Origin of the sequence: Halorussus amylolyticus (assembly GCF_004143485.2) — an archaeon.
Classification (GTDB): domain Archaea; phylum Halobacteriota; class Halobacteria; order Halobacteriales; family Haladaptataceae; genus Halorussus; species Halorussus amylolyticus.
In genome coordinates this window covers 48,494-60,395 of record NZ_ML974138.1, presented here as the reverse complement: position 1 = coordinate 60,395, position 11,902 = coordinate 48,494, and the positions used below count along the sequence as shown (strand labels likewise).

At 65.7% G+C, this 11,902-nt stretch carries 14 protein-coding genes and 1 tRNA gene; 4 read left to right on the top strand and 11 right to left on the bottom strand.

Going from position 1 to position 11,902, the window contains the following annotated elements:
- Positions 1-76 precede the first annotated feature (76 nt).
- The 4 genes from EKH81_RS15050 to EKH81_RS15040 form a co-directional block, all read right to left on the bottom strand.
- The gene (locus tag EKH81_RS15050; protein WP_132058790.1) at positions 77-577 is read right to left on the bottom strand and encodes a macro domain-containing protein; all 501 of its coding nucleotides are present in this window, start codon (positions 575-577) and stop codon (positions 77-79) included.
- A 6-nt stretch (positions 578-583) separates the two neighbouring features.
- On the bottom strand, positions 584-754 hold the full coding sequence (locus EKH81_RS19420) for a hypothetical protein (protein WP_202935165.1): 171 nt from the start codon (positions 752-754) through the stop codon (positions 584-586).
- Positions 755-803: 49 nt separating this feature from the next.
- A tRNA-Gly gene (locus EKH81_RS15045) sits at positions 804-875 on the bottom strand.
- A 96-nt stretch (positions 876-971) separates the two neighbouring features.
- Complete coding sequence (locus EKH81_RS15040) at positions 972-1,676, bottom strand: hypothetical protein (protein WP_132058789.1); 705 nt, start codon at positions 1,674-1,676, stop codon at positions 972-974.
- 159 nt (positions 1,677-1,835) lie between these two features.
- Between EKH81_RS15040 and EKH81_RS19775 the strand changes: the two genes are divergently transcribed.
- Positions 1,836-1,967, top strand: coding sequence for a hypothetical protein (locus EKH81_RS19775; RefSeq protein WP_274380511.1), 132 nt, complete (start codon positions 1,836-1,838; stop codon positions 1,965-1,967).
- Between the two features lie 18 nt (positions 1,968-1,985).
- Here EKH81_RS19775 and EKH81_RS15035 read toward each other — a convergent pair whose 3' ends face one another.
- Complete coding sequence (locus EKH81_RS15035) at positions 1,986-2,984, bottom strand: fibronectin type III domain-containing protein (RefSeq protein WP_132058788.1); 999 nt, start codon at positions 2,982-2,984, stop codon at positions 1,986-1,988.
- Positions 2,985-3,223: 239 nt separating this feature from the next.
- On the opposite strand from EKH81_RS15035, the gene EKH81_RS15030 reads away from it, so the two are divergent.
- Entirely contained in the window at positions 3,224-4,792 is a 1,569-nt protein-coding gene (locus EKH81_RS15030; RefSeq protein WP_132058787.1) for a protein kinase domain-containing protein, read from the top strand.
- On the opposite strand, the gene EKH81_RS15025 is transcribed toward EKH81_RS15030, so the two are convergent.
- The gene (locus tag EKH81_RS15025; protein WP_132058786.1) at positions 4,793-5,035 is read right to left on the bottom strand and encodes a hypothetical protein; all 243 of its coding nucleotides are present in this window, start codon (positions 5,033-5,035) and stop codon (positions 4,793-4,795) included.
- A gap of 137 nt (positions 5,036-5,172) precedes the next feature.
- On the opposite strand from EKH81_RS15025, the gene EKH81_RS15020 reads away from it, so the two are divergent.
- Positions 5,173-5,913 carry a hypothetical protein gene (locus EKH81_RS15020; protein ID WP_132058785.1) on the top strand — a complete coding sequence of 247 codons (741 nt, stop codon included), beginning with the start codon at positions 5,173-5,175 and terminating at the stop codon, positions 5,911-5,913.
- Between the two features lie 138 nt (positions 5,914-6,051).
- Here the strand turns inward: EKH81_RS15020 and EKH81_RS15015 are convergent, their stop codons facing one another.
- Both EKH81_RS15015 and EKH81_RS15010 read right to left on the bottom strand, forming a co-directional pair.
- On the bottom strand, positions 6,052-6,363 hold the full coding sequence (locus tag EKH81_RS15015; RefSeq protein ID WP_132058784.1) for a hypothetical protein: 312 nt from the start codon (positions 6,361-6,363) through the stop codon (positions 6,052-6,054).
- A 267-nt stretch (positions 6,364-6,630) separates the two neighbouring features.
- Complete coding sequence (locus EKH81_RS15010; protein ID WP_132058783.1) at positions 6,631-6,930, bottom strand: hypothetical protein; 300 nt, start codon at positions 6,928-6,930, stop codon at positions 6,631-6,633.
- Positions 6,931-7,230: 300 nt separating this feature from the next.
- Here EKH81_RS15010 and EKH81_RS15005 point away from each other — a divergent pair, with 300 nt between their 5' ends.
- Positions 7,231-7,794 carry a HalX domain-containing protein gene (locus EKH81_RS15005; protein WP_132058782.1) on the top strand — a complete coding sequence of 188 codons (564 nt, stop codon included), beginning with the start codon at positions 7,231-7,233 and terminating at the stop codon, positions 7,792-7,794.
- Positions 7,795-7,875: 81 nt separating this feature from the next.
- Here EKH81_RS15005 and EKH81_RS15000 read toward each other — a convergent pair whose 3' ends face one another.
- The 3 genes from EKH81_RS15000 to EKH81_RS14990 all read right to left on the bottom strand — a co-directional run bounded on the left by EKH81_RS15000 (position 7,876) and on the right by EKH81_RS14990 (position 11,708).
- Positions 7,876-8,844 carry a phosphotransferase family protein gene (locus EKH81_RS15000; protein WP_132058781.1) on the bottom strand — a complete coding sequence of 323 codons (969 nt, stop codon included), beginning with the start codon at positions 8,842-8,844 and terminating at the stop codon, positions 7,876-7,878.
- Between the two features lie 123 nt (positions 8,845-8,967).
- Positions 8,968-11,211, bottom strand: coding sequence for an LUD domain-containing protein (locus EKH81_RS14995; protein WP_132058780.1), 2,244 nt, complete (start codon positions 11,209-11,211; stop codon positions 8,968-8,970).
- On the bottom strand, positions 11,208-11,708 hold the full coding sequence (locus tag EKH81_RS14990) for an LUD domain-containing protein (RefSeq protein ID WP_132058779.1): 501 nt from the start codon (positions 11,706-11,708) through the stop codon (positions 11,208-11,210). Before EKH81_RS14990 ends, EKH81_RS14995 begins: the two co-directional genes overlap by 4 nt.
- Between the last annotated feature and the right edge of the window lie 194 nt (positions 11,709-11,902).

Genomic DNA, 11,902 nt, shown 5'->3' with positions numbered 1-11,902 from the left:
CGATTCGTCATAAATAACGGCTCGGTCGAGAGTATCTCGCCGCGTCCTTAAAAATAGTGGTATTTGCTCACAAAACCTACGCTCGCTCCGTGACGCGACGAACCACCTCGTACTCGTCGTCGGTGTAGGTGATAAATCGAGCGTCGGTCACCGTCTCGGAGTCGAACGCGCGTATCTCCTCGCAGATGACCTCGGCACCGTCACGCAGGTCGAACCCCGCGACTCCGCATCCGAGCGCCGGAATCACGACCGATTCGGCGTCGAGGTCGGCGGCGGCTTCGAGCGCGTTTCGGGTCGCCGACCGGATGCTCTCGGCGGTGGCCCGGCCGTCGCCGTAGTGGGGCATCGCGGCGGCGTGGACGACGTACTCGGCGTCGAGGTCGTAGGCGTCCGTGACCGCGACGTCGCCGAGTTCGACCGGCCCCTGCTCTATCGCCGCCTCGTTTATCGCCTCGCCCGCCCTTCGGCGGAGCGCCCCGGCGACTCCGCTCCCCATTCGGAGACTCGTTCCCGCGGCGTTCACGAGCACGTCCGCGCGCTGTTCGGCGATGTCTCCCTGAACGACGCTGAAGTCCATGCGCGCTCACCACTTCGTCCGGCCGTCGTCGTCCACCATCCCGAGCCACAACAGGTGATTGTACGGCACGAACGCGAGGAAGTCGTCGTCGGCGTCGGAGAGGGTCACGCCGCGCTCGCCGAATTCGTAGTCGGTGCAGTCTATCTGTTCGCCGTCCGAAAGCTGTGCTCTGAACATTCGTCCGTAGTCCCAACGTCGGCTGACAAATGGCTGTCGGCGACGGGAATGCGCTGGAGGGGATTCGAACCACCTGTCGCGAACGTGGGACGCTCGCGTGATACCGCTACACTACCAGCGCGCGGTGAGAGTCGCTCGCACCCGGCCGCCGGGTGCATCTCGTCGTAGACTCGCCACGAGTATTGTTATGCGCGTCCTGAAGCGTTTCAGGCCGCGATTACCGCATCCGACGAACGACTCGCGCGACCCTGTCCGCCGTCCAGACCGCTCCGAACACGACGCCCGTGACGGCCAGATGGTTCCCGAGCAGACTCAGCACGAAGCCGATTCCGTACGCCGCGCTCCCGAACTCCACGTCCGGGAGCGCGCCGAGTCGCCACTTCACCGCGTACCACGACGACAACACCCCCGCACCGAGGTGGGGCGCGTATCGAATCGCGGCCGCCGCGTGTGCCGACCCGTCGAACTCGGTGAAGATGTCGGCCCGGAACACGAACGGAATGTAGATGAACACCAGCGCGTAGATGAGGCTCGACCCGATGACGTTCTCCGCGCCCTCGGCGTACCTGCTCGCGATGACGAGGGTGACCGACACCGCGAGCGTCACGAACGCGTACATGAAGACGGCGAACCCGAACACGAGCAGGTACTCGCCGTGGTCGCGGGCGCGCTCGGTACACAGATACGAGTTTCGGACAGCGAGCGCCGACGTGAGCAGGAACAGGACCAGCACCGCGCCGACCGACCCCCGCGAGACGCCCGCCGACTGCTGGAACTCGATGAGATACACCGAGAGCGCGCCGAACATCCCGATGATGGTGAAAAGCTGGTGGTTCGACTCGATGAACTCCTCCAGCGAGGGCGGTCCCGCCTTGGCGTCGGTCCCGCGGAATCGCGTCGCGAGTTCGCCCCATCGACCCATAGGTGGGAACTCCGACCGGACTTCATAAAAGCGGCGTAACTTTTCTGTGACCATTCGACGACTGATTCTACTTGGGCGTCTCGCAGTTCGAACCCGCGCTCCTCGCGCGCCACCCGCCCCGGCGCGACGTTCAAGACGACCACTCCCGAACGTCCGGTAATGACGCTCGTCGTGGACATCGGCTGTCCGAACTGCGGCCGAAAGCGCCCGGTCCGAAAGGCCGGAATCGGGCGGTACCGCTGCTCGAACTGCGGCGCGGAGTTCACGCAAAAAGATGTCCTGCGTCGATGACAAAGACCCGCGGAACGGCTATCCGTCGTTGTCCTCGATTTCGAAGACCGCAGGACCCGAGATTTCGACTCGCGTGATGTCGCCCGAGTAGCGGTAGGCGTCCTTCCCACCGACGACGGTGCCGGTGACGGTGCTCCCGTCGATGACGTCGTCCGACTGAATCGAGCCGAGTTCGCCCGCCTTCGCGACCGCGCCCGAGAATTCGAGCGTGTAGGAACTCTTGGCGTTCGGGCGGTTGCTCCCGTCGATGACGACGCTGTTCGGCAGGGGCGGCTCGTCACCGAGGTCGCCGAGGTCCACCGACTCGTCGTTGAGCGAGACGCTCGGCGACCCGAAGACGTGGAACCACTCGATGTCGCCGGTGAAGCGGTAGGCGTCGGTTCCTTCCCCAACTTCGCCCGAGACGTTACCGTCCGAAATCACGTCGTTGCTCTGTATCGACCCGAGCGAACCGCTCTTTTCGACCTCGCCGTCAACCGCGAACGAGTACGAGGACGTGGACTGGGGGGCGTCGCTCCCGTCGATGACCAGCGTGTTCCAGTCGGTCGCGAACGTCTCGGACTCGCTGGTGTCGATGTCGCCGTCGCTGGCTTCCGCGACGGCGCGGAACTCGTAGTCGGTGTCGGCGTTCAGTCCGTCCACCGTCCGGTAGAACGTTCTGGTCGAGGTCCGGGTCTGGCCGTCGGTCTCGGTCCACCCGCTCGCGCCCGTGGCCCGGTACTCGAAGTACACCGTCGCCGAGTCCGCGCCGCCGAGGTCAACGAGCGACCCGCCGAGGGTCGCTTCGGTCTGCTCGACGCTCGACGCGCTCAGCGCGGTCACACTCGGGGGCGTGGACTCCGCCACGCCGTAGCCACCGACGCCGAATCCGCCCGCACCGTACCCCGCGGTGGGTGCCGCGGCCACGGTCTGGGTCGCCGCACCGCCCGCCGCCGCCGAGACGACACCGGCGCCAGCTAATTTGAGATACGTTCTGCGGTCTACTCTCTGCTCGCGTGCCGCTTCGTCGCGTGCCATGCAGTTGGAAGGCGCTCACTACCCCTCTAATAACGTTCCGATTTTAGTTCAATATGATTTAGGCAATTTAAGATAAACTCTCGGAGAGTAGTCGGACAACCGATTGACTGTTCGGGCGTTCCGTTGCTAGCGGTCCCCAATCGTCGTCAGTTGTCCGTCGCCAGCGGTCACGTCTCCGCCCGGTGCGGACCTGCAAACTGAACATTTTTATCGAACGCGCGACATCAGTTCGTCGTACGATGGCCGAATCGGGTGCCGACGAGGAGCGACTTCGACGACTTCGAGAGATGGCGCGCGAGCGGTGGGGCGACGACGATACCGCCGACGTAGACGAACTCGTCGCGATGCTCGACAGCCCGGACGCCGACGAGCGCGCCGAGGCGTCGTGGGCGCTCGCCGAGCGCGCGAGCGACGCCGACCGGTCGTGGCGGCTTCCGGTCGAGACGAAGCTCGCGTCGCTGCTCGAAGACGACGACCGATGGGTCCGACGCGGGGCGTCGTGGGCGCTCGCCACCGTCGCCGAGGACCGCCCGCAACGCGGCCGGAGCGCCGTCGGGAACGTCACCGCGGGACTCACCGACGACGACCCGCTCGTGCGCGAGAACAACGTCATCGCGCTCGCGTCGGTGGCGTCCGAATACCCTCACGCGGCCGAACCCGCGCTGTCCCGACTCGCCGACCTCGCCCGCGACGGTGACGGTCTCGTCCAGCGCTACGCCGCCGAGACCCTCCGGAGTCTCGTGGTCGCGCTCGACGAGAGCGGCTTTCCCGAGACCGTCGAGACGACGTCCGACGTCGCCGACCTCCTTCCCGGTGACGCCGGTGTCGTCACGGTGACCGACGACGAGGACGCGCCCGCGGTCCGAGTGGGCGACGACTCGAGCGAGTCGGACGACGCCGACGAGACCGACGGCGGACTCTCGACCGCCAGACCCCTCGAAATCGAGGGCGGGGACGCCCCGCCCGCCCGGATTCCGTCACCGCCGGACGTCCGCGCGAGCTTTCGGGAGTTCGACCGCCTCGCCGAACTCGGTTCGGACCCGGTGACGACCGCCGAGAAAGTGCGCGCTCCGACCGCTCGCGGCGACCACGTCGTCGTCGCGCTCCGGACGCTCCGACCCGAGGCGAACGTGGCTCCGGAGACGGTCGAGACCGCGCTCCGCGCGTGGGCGGGGGTGTCTGACCACGACCACGTCGCGCCCGTCCTCGCCCGCGGGAACGTTCCTCGGCCGTGGCTCGCTACGGAGTTCATGGACGGCGGCACGCTCGCGTCGGCGGGTGGCTTCGAGTTCGAACGCGCACTCTGGTGTCTCCACTGCGTCACCAAGGCGGTGTGTCACGCGCACAGTCGCGGCGTGGTTCACGGCGCGCTCCGGCCCGGCGTCGTCGGTCTCTCCCAGACGCTCGACGGGTGGGCGGTTCCCAAGGTCCGCGACTGGGGGTTCAGCGACGTGCTGGCCGAGGCGGCGTCGCTCCCGACGCCGCCCGGATTCGCCGCGCCCGAGCACGTCGCCCCCGAGCGATTCGGCCCGCCCGACCACGCGACCGACGTGTACCAACTCGGCGCGCTCTCCTACGCCGTGTTCGCCGGGCGACCGCCGTTCGTCGGCGATTCCCGCGAGGTCGCGCGAAGCGTGCGCGACGACGACCCCGCGCCCGTCACCGCGTTCGCGTCGGTCCCCGACGCTGTCGCCGACCTGCTCGACCGGGCGCTCACGAAGTCCAAGCCCGCTCGGTTCGAAACCGCAGAGGACTTCCAGCGCGAATTGGAGGTCCTCGTGGCCGAGTACGGTCGTGACGATTGGTGACTACTGTCGCCCGGCGACCCCGCCGTCGTCGTGAAAGTAGACGACGCGTGCGCCCTCTCCGAGCGTGGTTTCGCGCTCGGCGTCCTGCCTGCTCGCGCACCGACGCCGGTATCGCTTGAGGAACGACAGCGGTTGGCCGCCGAACGCGTCGGCCCACCGGTCGCCGCGCTCCACCACGATTCGCTCGTCGTAGGGCTGTCCGCAGACCGGACACGCGACTTCGTCCGGGTCGTGAGAGTGCATTCGTTCGTTACTTCGGGTGCGAACCGTATCAATGCCGTGGCGAATCGTCTCGACGCTGCACCGAGTGGCCGTCCCGAACGACGTGACCGAGTAGCACGCGTTTTATATAGTTCCGATTCCTGCGGTCAGAAAAGAGGATGGCCGTGACACCGCTCGCCGCGCCCGCCTCCGACCCTAGCGCCGCGGTCGTCGCGTTTCTGGGGTCGGTTCTGATTGCGGTGGCGGCGCTCGTCTTCGGCTTCTACGCGGTCGCGAACCTCCGACTGAATCGGCTCGAATCGCAGGGACCGTTCTGGCGGTACCTCGCGCTCGTCGGGGCGACTGCCGCGATGTACGGCCTGCTCGGCGTCGCCGAAATCGCCGTCGAGTCGCGACTCCTGACCGCGTTCGGTCACGGCGCGCTCCTGCTGTGCATCGTCTTCCTCGCCTTCTCGATGCGGGAGGTGTACTACAACTCGGCGCTCGCGCCTCCTCCGGACGAACGCCGGTTCTCGCTCGATACGCTCAGACGGGTCGAAACCGCCTTCGTCGTCGTCATCGCGGTGGAGTGGCTCGGCGTCCTGCTCATCGAGCAACTGGTCGTCGCGCAGTTCGTCAAGGCCGGGGGGAGCCTCGCGTTCGCGGCGTACGGCGTAGTGTTCGCCGAGAAACTCGAAGCCGTGGCTCGCGGGACCTCGCTCGACACCCTCCGGCGACATCTCGTGCCGGTGCTGGTCTGTCTCGGCGCGGTCGGCGTGGTGGACCTCGGGACGTTTGTGGGCGCGTCACCGGTCGTCGTGGACGCGGTTCGAAGCGTTTTCGTCGTGCTGGTGGCGGGGTTCCTCATCACTGCGACGATTCGACTCCAGCAGAACGTCGTGGGACTGTCGGCGTCGTAGCTTGGTCGGCATCGTGACTCTGTTGGCGTCGTAGCTCTGTCGGCGGGGGGGGGGGGGGGGCCCCCGGGGGGGGGGGGGCGGCGCCCCCCCCCCCCCCCGCTGGCCGCCCCCCCCCCCCCCCCGACCGCCGAAATCGAACTACAGCACTTGGAGTCCGTTGTTTCCGCAGGCGGGACATCTCGCGACGTTCCCCGTGTCGTACCTGACACAGACCGTCCCGCAGAGGTCGCACGCCCGGAGCGACGACCGTCGGGCGCTCGTCCGCACCCGCCGCTGGAGCGATTCGATTGCGCTCTCCACCTCGTCGAGTCGTCGGTGGAGCGCCGCCAACTCGGCCTGCAACTCCCGCTCGTCGGGAACCGACTGAAGCCGCGATTTCACGGTCGCCACCTGCTCGGCGAGTCGTTCGGTCTCGGAGTCGGGTCGCCGTTCGCGCGTGTTCGTCGGCATGGTACCCTCTACGTGGTACCGTGTCGCAAGTGTATCGCTACGTGTCTCCCGCGAGGAAGTATCGGGAGCGGCGAGGCTCCGCAACGGTTCGGACGGAAATCAGGGCGGCAAGGTTCGCACCGCCCCTGCTGTCAGAGGCACAGAATTTCCGACTCCCTCGCCTGCGTATCGGGTTGTCTGCTCCCTACAGGCAGTTGCAGATGTGTCCGATATCCGGATAGGTTTACTGCATGGCATAGCTACCTCTTTAAAAGCCACTGCGGCGCTTCACGCGGTGAAATCCCGGTCGTCGGGTTCGGCGACCGACCGCGCGGCGTACAGTCGCTTTCGCGCGTCGGGGACGTACATCCGCTCTTCGACGATGTCCTCGTCTTTGAGTTTCGTCAGCGCGTCCCGGGTCGTTCTCGCGGGGAGGAGCGCCCGCGTCCGTATCTGGTGTTGGGTCAACGGTGCGTCTTCCTCCAGCACCCTGTAGACGAGTTTCGAACTCGGCGGCAGGTTCAGAAGTCGCTCGAATCGCTGCTCGGGAGTCGTTTCCGCCTCACTGCCCGTGACAAAAGCGATCACTGGTCTTCGACATAGCCACCTGCGGCTATGCGTCACCCGTAATTAATTGTTTCGATAGGCGAGAGATATGAAATATAGATGTGGGAACCACACAGCCCGGCGCTCGATTCCTCCGGTGAGATTTCACACGAGGCGTCACGAAATCCCGAGAATTCGCCCGACGACGCCGATTGGTACGGTGACACGCGCTTTCTCCGAGTACCCTGTTTTCCCTGCCATAATCACAAGATATAAGGTCATCTTGTCGAATGATTCATTCACTAACTGAGAGGCTACAAGAACCGCGCCCGACTCCCGATTATGTCCCCCACCCAATCGACAGTTCTCGTCGTGGACGACGAGCAAGACGTTGCTGACCTGTACACAATGTGGCTGCAGGATGACTACCGAGTCCAGAGCGTCTACGAGGGTGAGACGGCGCTCGACGTTCTCGACGAGTCCGTCGATGTGGTCCTCCTCGACCGCCGGATGCCGGGCCAGTCGGGCGACGAGGTCCTCTCCCGAATCCGCGAACAGGACCTCGACTGCCGCGTCGTGATGGTCACCGCGGTCAAGCCCGACTTCGACATCCTCGAAATGGGGTTCGACGACTACATCGTGAAGCCGGTGTCGAAAGACGACCTTCACGAAATCGTCTCCCGGATGCTCACCCGCGTCGATTACGACACGAAGCTCCAACAGTTCTACTCGCTCGTCTCGAAGCGCGCGGTCCTCGAAGCCGAGAAGGACGCCCAAACCCTCGAAGCGAGCGAGGAGTACGCCGAACTCACCGACGAAATCGAGGCGCTCCGGTCGGAAGTCGATTCCACCCGGAGCGAGCTTTCGGACCACGAAGACTTCGTGGGCGCGTTCCAGGACCTCTGATTCTGTGATTCGCGGTTGGGATTTCTTCGCTCTCGTCAGGTAGTGGTGTTCAGCCGCTTTCTGTCGCCGTCGTGAGACACCTCAATCCCACTCGGTTCGAAGTTCGCCGAGCGCATCGGAGACGTAGCTCCGAAGGAATTCGGCAATCTCCCGCGTGCCGTCGTCGATTCCTCGTTGCGTGTGTAACGAGTCGAGGTGGGAAACCGCCACGAACGCTCGGTACGCATCGGCTCGGTCCTCGAATCCATCCGGGAGCGGACGCACGGACTCGTAGCCGCTCCGGAACACCTCTCGGGCGTCTGTAGGCTGTTCCCAGCCGCCTCCCTCGAACAACGGCATCGCGGTTCGCCAGTAGTCCCACTCGCTGCTGCCGACTAGCGCATGCTCGAAGTCGATGACGCGGTTGACTGCTCCGTCGGACACTGCGACGTGGTCCGGGCTGAACCACCCGTGTAACAGACTCGGCTCTTGGGACTGAAATACGTCGAATCGGTCGGCGTGGTTCGAGAGAAATTCGCGTGCGTCCGCGACGGTCGTCGCGTATTCGGTCCCTCGTAAGGCACCGTGGTACACCGCGAGGAGGTCGTCTAACGCATCGCTCCACGTCGCTCGCGCGTCCGCATCGACACGGATTCCGGTGTTCGTATCCGCCGAGTCACCGTCTACGGTCAACAGTCCCGGGCGGTCGAAGGTCGCTTCGTCGTGGAGTCGCGCGAGGGCGCGCCCGGCGACGCGAAGCCACTCCGAGTCGAGACGTCGCTCCTCGGGGTCGGGTTCCTCGGGCGCATCGTCGCAGTACGCTGCGACGAATCCCTCGGCTCCGACCGTGAGTATCTCCGGCACCGGAATCGTCGTCTCCCGGCCGACGTACCGAAGTACGCGCCCTTCGATTGTCGCGGCCCCTCTGGGGCCGCGAGAGACCTTACAGACTGCCTTCCGACCTTCGAACGTGACTTCGTACACGGCGTGAGGGTCTACGTCGTGGAGTTTGTGGTGAACTTCGAAGTCGTCCGTCTGCGATGCAAGCACGTCTTGGACTGTTCGGCTCATTGCGATATTCCGTTGAATTCCGGGGGTAAAATGGCTCAGGGTAGCGTTTAGAGTTACCGACAGACCTAAGTGTATTTAACGGGTAATCCGGGATAAGACTCTATTTACAGTCTTTTCGAGAACTCAGTTTCGAGGAGCGATTCGCTCGATTGGATGGGGAACGTCGTCGTCACGGAGCGCGGTCAGTTGCTCACAGCACGACGTGCCGCTCGCCACCACCTGCGCGTCGCCGGCGAACTCCTCGCGGAGCGATTCGCCCACTTCCATGCTGAGTTCGTAGTACTCGCGCTTGTAGCCGAAACTCCCCGCCATTCCACAGCACTCCGCGTCGGAGGTGGACACGTCGTAGCCCAGTTCTTCGAGGACCGCGGTCGTGTACCGTTCCAGTCCGAGCGTGCGCTGTTGGCAGTGGGAATGGTAGCCGATTTGCTCGCCTCGTTCGGTTTCCCTCTCCGCGCCTCGGAGCGCGTCGGCGTCGCCCCCGTTCTCCAGCAGGCCGTAGACGTATTCGAACAGTTCGTAGCTGTTGTCTGCGATTCGCTCGGCCTCGGTTTCGGGCAGAAGCTTTCGGTAGTCCGCGCGGAACATCGCGAGGTCGCTCGGTTCGACGACCACCACGTCTCGGTCCGCGTCGAGGTGGGGCGCGAGCGCGGAGGCGCAGGCGCGCGCCTGCGCCTCCGCGCTCGAAACCATCCCCTGCGAGAGCGCCGCGCGTCCCGAATCGGGAACGTCGGGGATTCTGACGGCGACCCCGAGCGCCTCCAGCGTCCGAACTGCGGCCTTCCCGCGCTCGACCGCGACGTGATTCGTGTAGGTGTCGGGGTAGAGGACGGCTTCGCGAACTCCGGCGGCGGTGCCGCCGGAGTTCGCGCCCTCGACGCGCGTGCCGCCCCGCGATTCGAACCACTTTCGGAGCGTTTCGCGCTTGAATTCGGGGAGGTCGCGCCGCGAATCGACCCCCAGCGCGCGCTCGGCCAGCGCGCGCACACCCGGTGTGCGCGCGAGCCAGTTCGAGACGGGCGCGGTCGCACTCCCCCACTTCGCGACGGTCGAGAAGTTGCCGAAGAAGCGCTTCTGGAGGTCGAGACGCCCCGATTCCTCGTCGGGCGTCAGCCCCTCGACGAGGAAATCGAAGTTTCGGTCGTCACCCTCGCGGTTCAGGCGGTCCCGGACCACGGTGTTTATCCACGGGATGTCGATTCCGACCGGGCACTGATTCACGCATCGCGTGCAGCCCGTGCAGAAGTCGTTGAACTCCGCGGCCGAGTCCATCCCGTGGACGCCCGCCTCCCACCCGGTGGCGATGCCGCCCGAGTACGTCTCGCCGCCGAAGGCGTGGCCTCCGACGTGCTGGAAGTTCGCACACGAGTTCAGACACGCCGAGCACCTGATGCAGTAGAGCGTCTCCCGAAGTTGGTCGTCCCCGCGCAGGTCGGTCCGGCCGTTGTCGAGCAGGACGAGGTGGAAGTCTCGGTCGCCCTCGCCCGCGGTGTCAGCGTCCCAATCGAGGGTCGGCGCGTCACCCGGCGGCGTGAGGAAGGTCACGTAGGAGGTGATGGACTGGCCCGTCCCCGACCGGGCGATGAGTTCCACGAACGGCGAGAGGTCCTCGAATCGGGGCAGAAGTTTCTCGACGCCTGCGACCGCGACGTGGGTGTCGGTCGCGGCCACCGATTTCCGGGCGTTGCCCTCGCTCGTGACCAGCGCGAGCGTGCCGGTGTCGGCCGCGACGAAGTTCGCGCCGGTCATCCCCACGTCGGCGTCCGCGATTTTCTCGGCGAGAAACTCCCGAGCGAACGCGGTCAGGTCGTCGGCGGTTTCGAGCGGTCGGTCGGGGTCGAACCGGGCTTCGAACAGCTCCGCGATGGTCTCGCGGGATTTGTGCACGGCGGGCGCGACGATGTGACTCGGGGCTTCGTCGGCGACTTGGACGACGAATTCCCCGAGGTCGGTCTCCCAGACCTCGGTGCCATCGGCTTCGAGCGCGTCGTTCACGTCGATTTCCTCGGTGGTCATCGACTTGCTCTTGACCACGGTTTCAGCGTCGGCGTCGTCGCAGACCTCCCGGATGTAGCGATTTGCGTCGGCGGCGTCGTCCGCGAGGTAGACGGTCCCGCCGTTCTCCTCGACCGTCTCGCGGACCTGCTCGATTAGCTCCGGGAGGCGTGAGATGGCGTCCTCCTTGATGGCCCGCGCTTCGTCTTTCAATTCCTCGTAGTCGGACAGTTCGCGGACCGCGTCGTATCGCCCGGCGTTGAACCCCTTCGTGTTTCGCTCGACGCTCTCGCCTTCGGTCGCGAGGAGGTGGCGAATCCGGGCCGCCTTCTCCTCGCGGGTCTCTTTTCCCTCGCGGGTCGCTCGGCTCATCGGTCCTCCACCACCACGACTGTGACCTCGCGGGGGCCGTGTGCGCCTACCACGAGTTCGCCCATGTCGGCGGTCGCGCTCGCCCCGGTGGCGAACACCGCGTCACCGCCCGCTCGGACGATTTTTCCCATTCGCTCGATTCCGGCGGTCATGTCGCCCACCACGTCGCTCTCGGCGAGGACCGCGACGTGACGCTCGGGGTAGAGGCTCGCGGCTTCGTCGCTTCCGCCCGTGGACCGAATCGCGACCGACCCGTACTCCGCCACCGCGAACTGCGCGGGCGTGATTCCGGTCGCGGCGGCGTCGAGGTCCGAGGGCGTCGGGTCGGTGGTAACGTACTCGGGAAGCGAAACGCTCGTAAAGGGGAGCGGCGCGCCAACCGCGGGACGCTCGACACTTTCTGCGAGCGCGTCGGCGAAGTCGGCGGCGAGCGTCCGGCGGACCTCGCACCCCGCGTCGGCCGCCTCGCACTCGAATCGTCCAACGAGGCTTGTCATGGCGTATCAGTGGGAGGCGACCGACGTAATGGTGTGGGTCGCGGACGAGCGTCTCGGCGAACTTTCGAATCGCGGACACTTCCGGTACCGGAAGCGGCCCGCTGAAGTAACGCGGAGTTCTGCCGCGGAAATGCGGTAGTTCCTTATGCATGCTTTTGCCACTGTGTCACGTCTGGTGATGTGATATCCTTCGG

Coding starts and splice junctions, on each gene's coding strand:
- EKH81_RS15050 (WP_132058790.1), bottom strand. CDS start 577: ATGGACTTCAGCGTCGTTCAGGGAGACATCGCCGAACAGCGCGCGGAC.
- EKH81_RS19420 (WP_202935165.1), bottom strand. CDS start 754: ATGTTCAGAGCACAGCTTTCGGACGGCGAACAGATAGACTGCACCGAC.
- EKH81_RS15040 (WP_132058789.1), bottom strand. CDS start 1,676: ATGGGTCGATGGGGCGAACTCGCGACGCGATTCCGCGGGACCGACGCC.
- EKH81_RS19775 (WP_274380511.1), top strand. CDS start 1,836: ATGACGCTCGTCGTGGACATCGGCTGTCCGAACTGCGGCCGAAAGCGC.
- EKH81_RS15035 (WP_132058788.1), bottom strand. CDS start 2,984: ATGGCACGCGACGAAGCGGCACGCGAGCAGAGAGTAGACCGCAGAACG.
- EKH81_RS15030 (WP_132058787.1), top strand. CDS start 3,224: ATGGCCGAATCGGGTGCCGACGAGGAGCGACTTCGACGACTTCGAGAG.
- EKH81_RS15025 (WP_132058786.1), bottom strand. CDS start 5,035: ATGCACTCTCACGACCCGGACGAAGTCGCGTGTCCGGTCTGCGGACAG.
- EKH81_RS15020 (WP_132058785.1), top strand. CDS start 5,173: ATGGCCGTGACACCGCTCGCCGCGCCCGCCTCCGACCCTAGCGCCGCG.
- EKH81_RS15015 (WP_132058784.1), bottom strand. CDS start 6,363: ATGCCGACGAACACGCGCGAACGGCGACCCGACTCCGAGACCGAACGA.
- EKH81_RS15005 (WP_132058782.1), top strand. CDS start 7,231: ATGTCCCCCACCCAATCGACAGTTCTCGTCGTGGACGACGAGCAAGAC.
- EKH81_RS15000 (WP_132058781.1), bottom strand. CDS start 8,844: ATGAGCCGAACAGTCCAAGACGTGCTTGCATCGCAGACGGACGACTTC.
- EKH81_RS14995 (WP_132058780.1), bottom strand. CDS start 11,211: ATGAGCCGAGCGACCCGCGAGGGAAAAGAGACCCGCGAGGAGAAGGCG.
- EKH81_RS14990 (WP_132058779.1), bottom strand. CDS start 11,708: ATGACAAGCCTCGTTGGACGATTCGAGTGCGAGGCGGCCGACGCGGGG.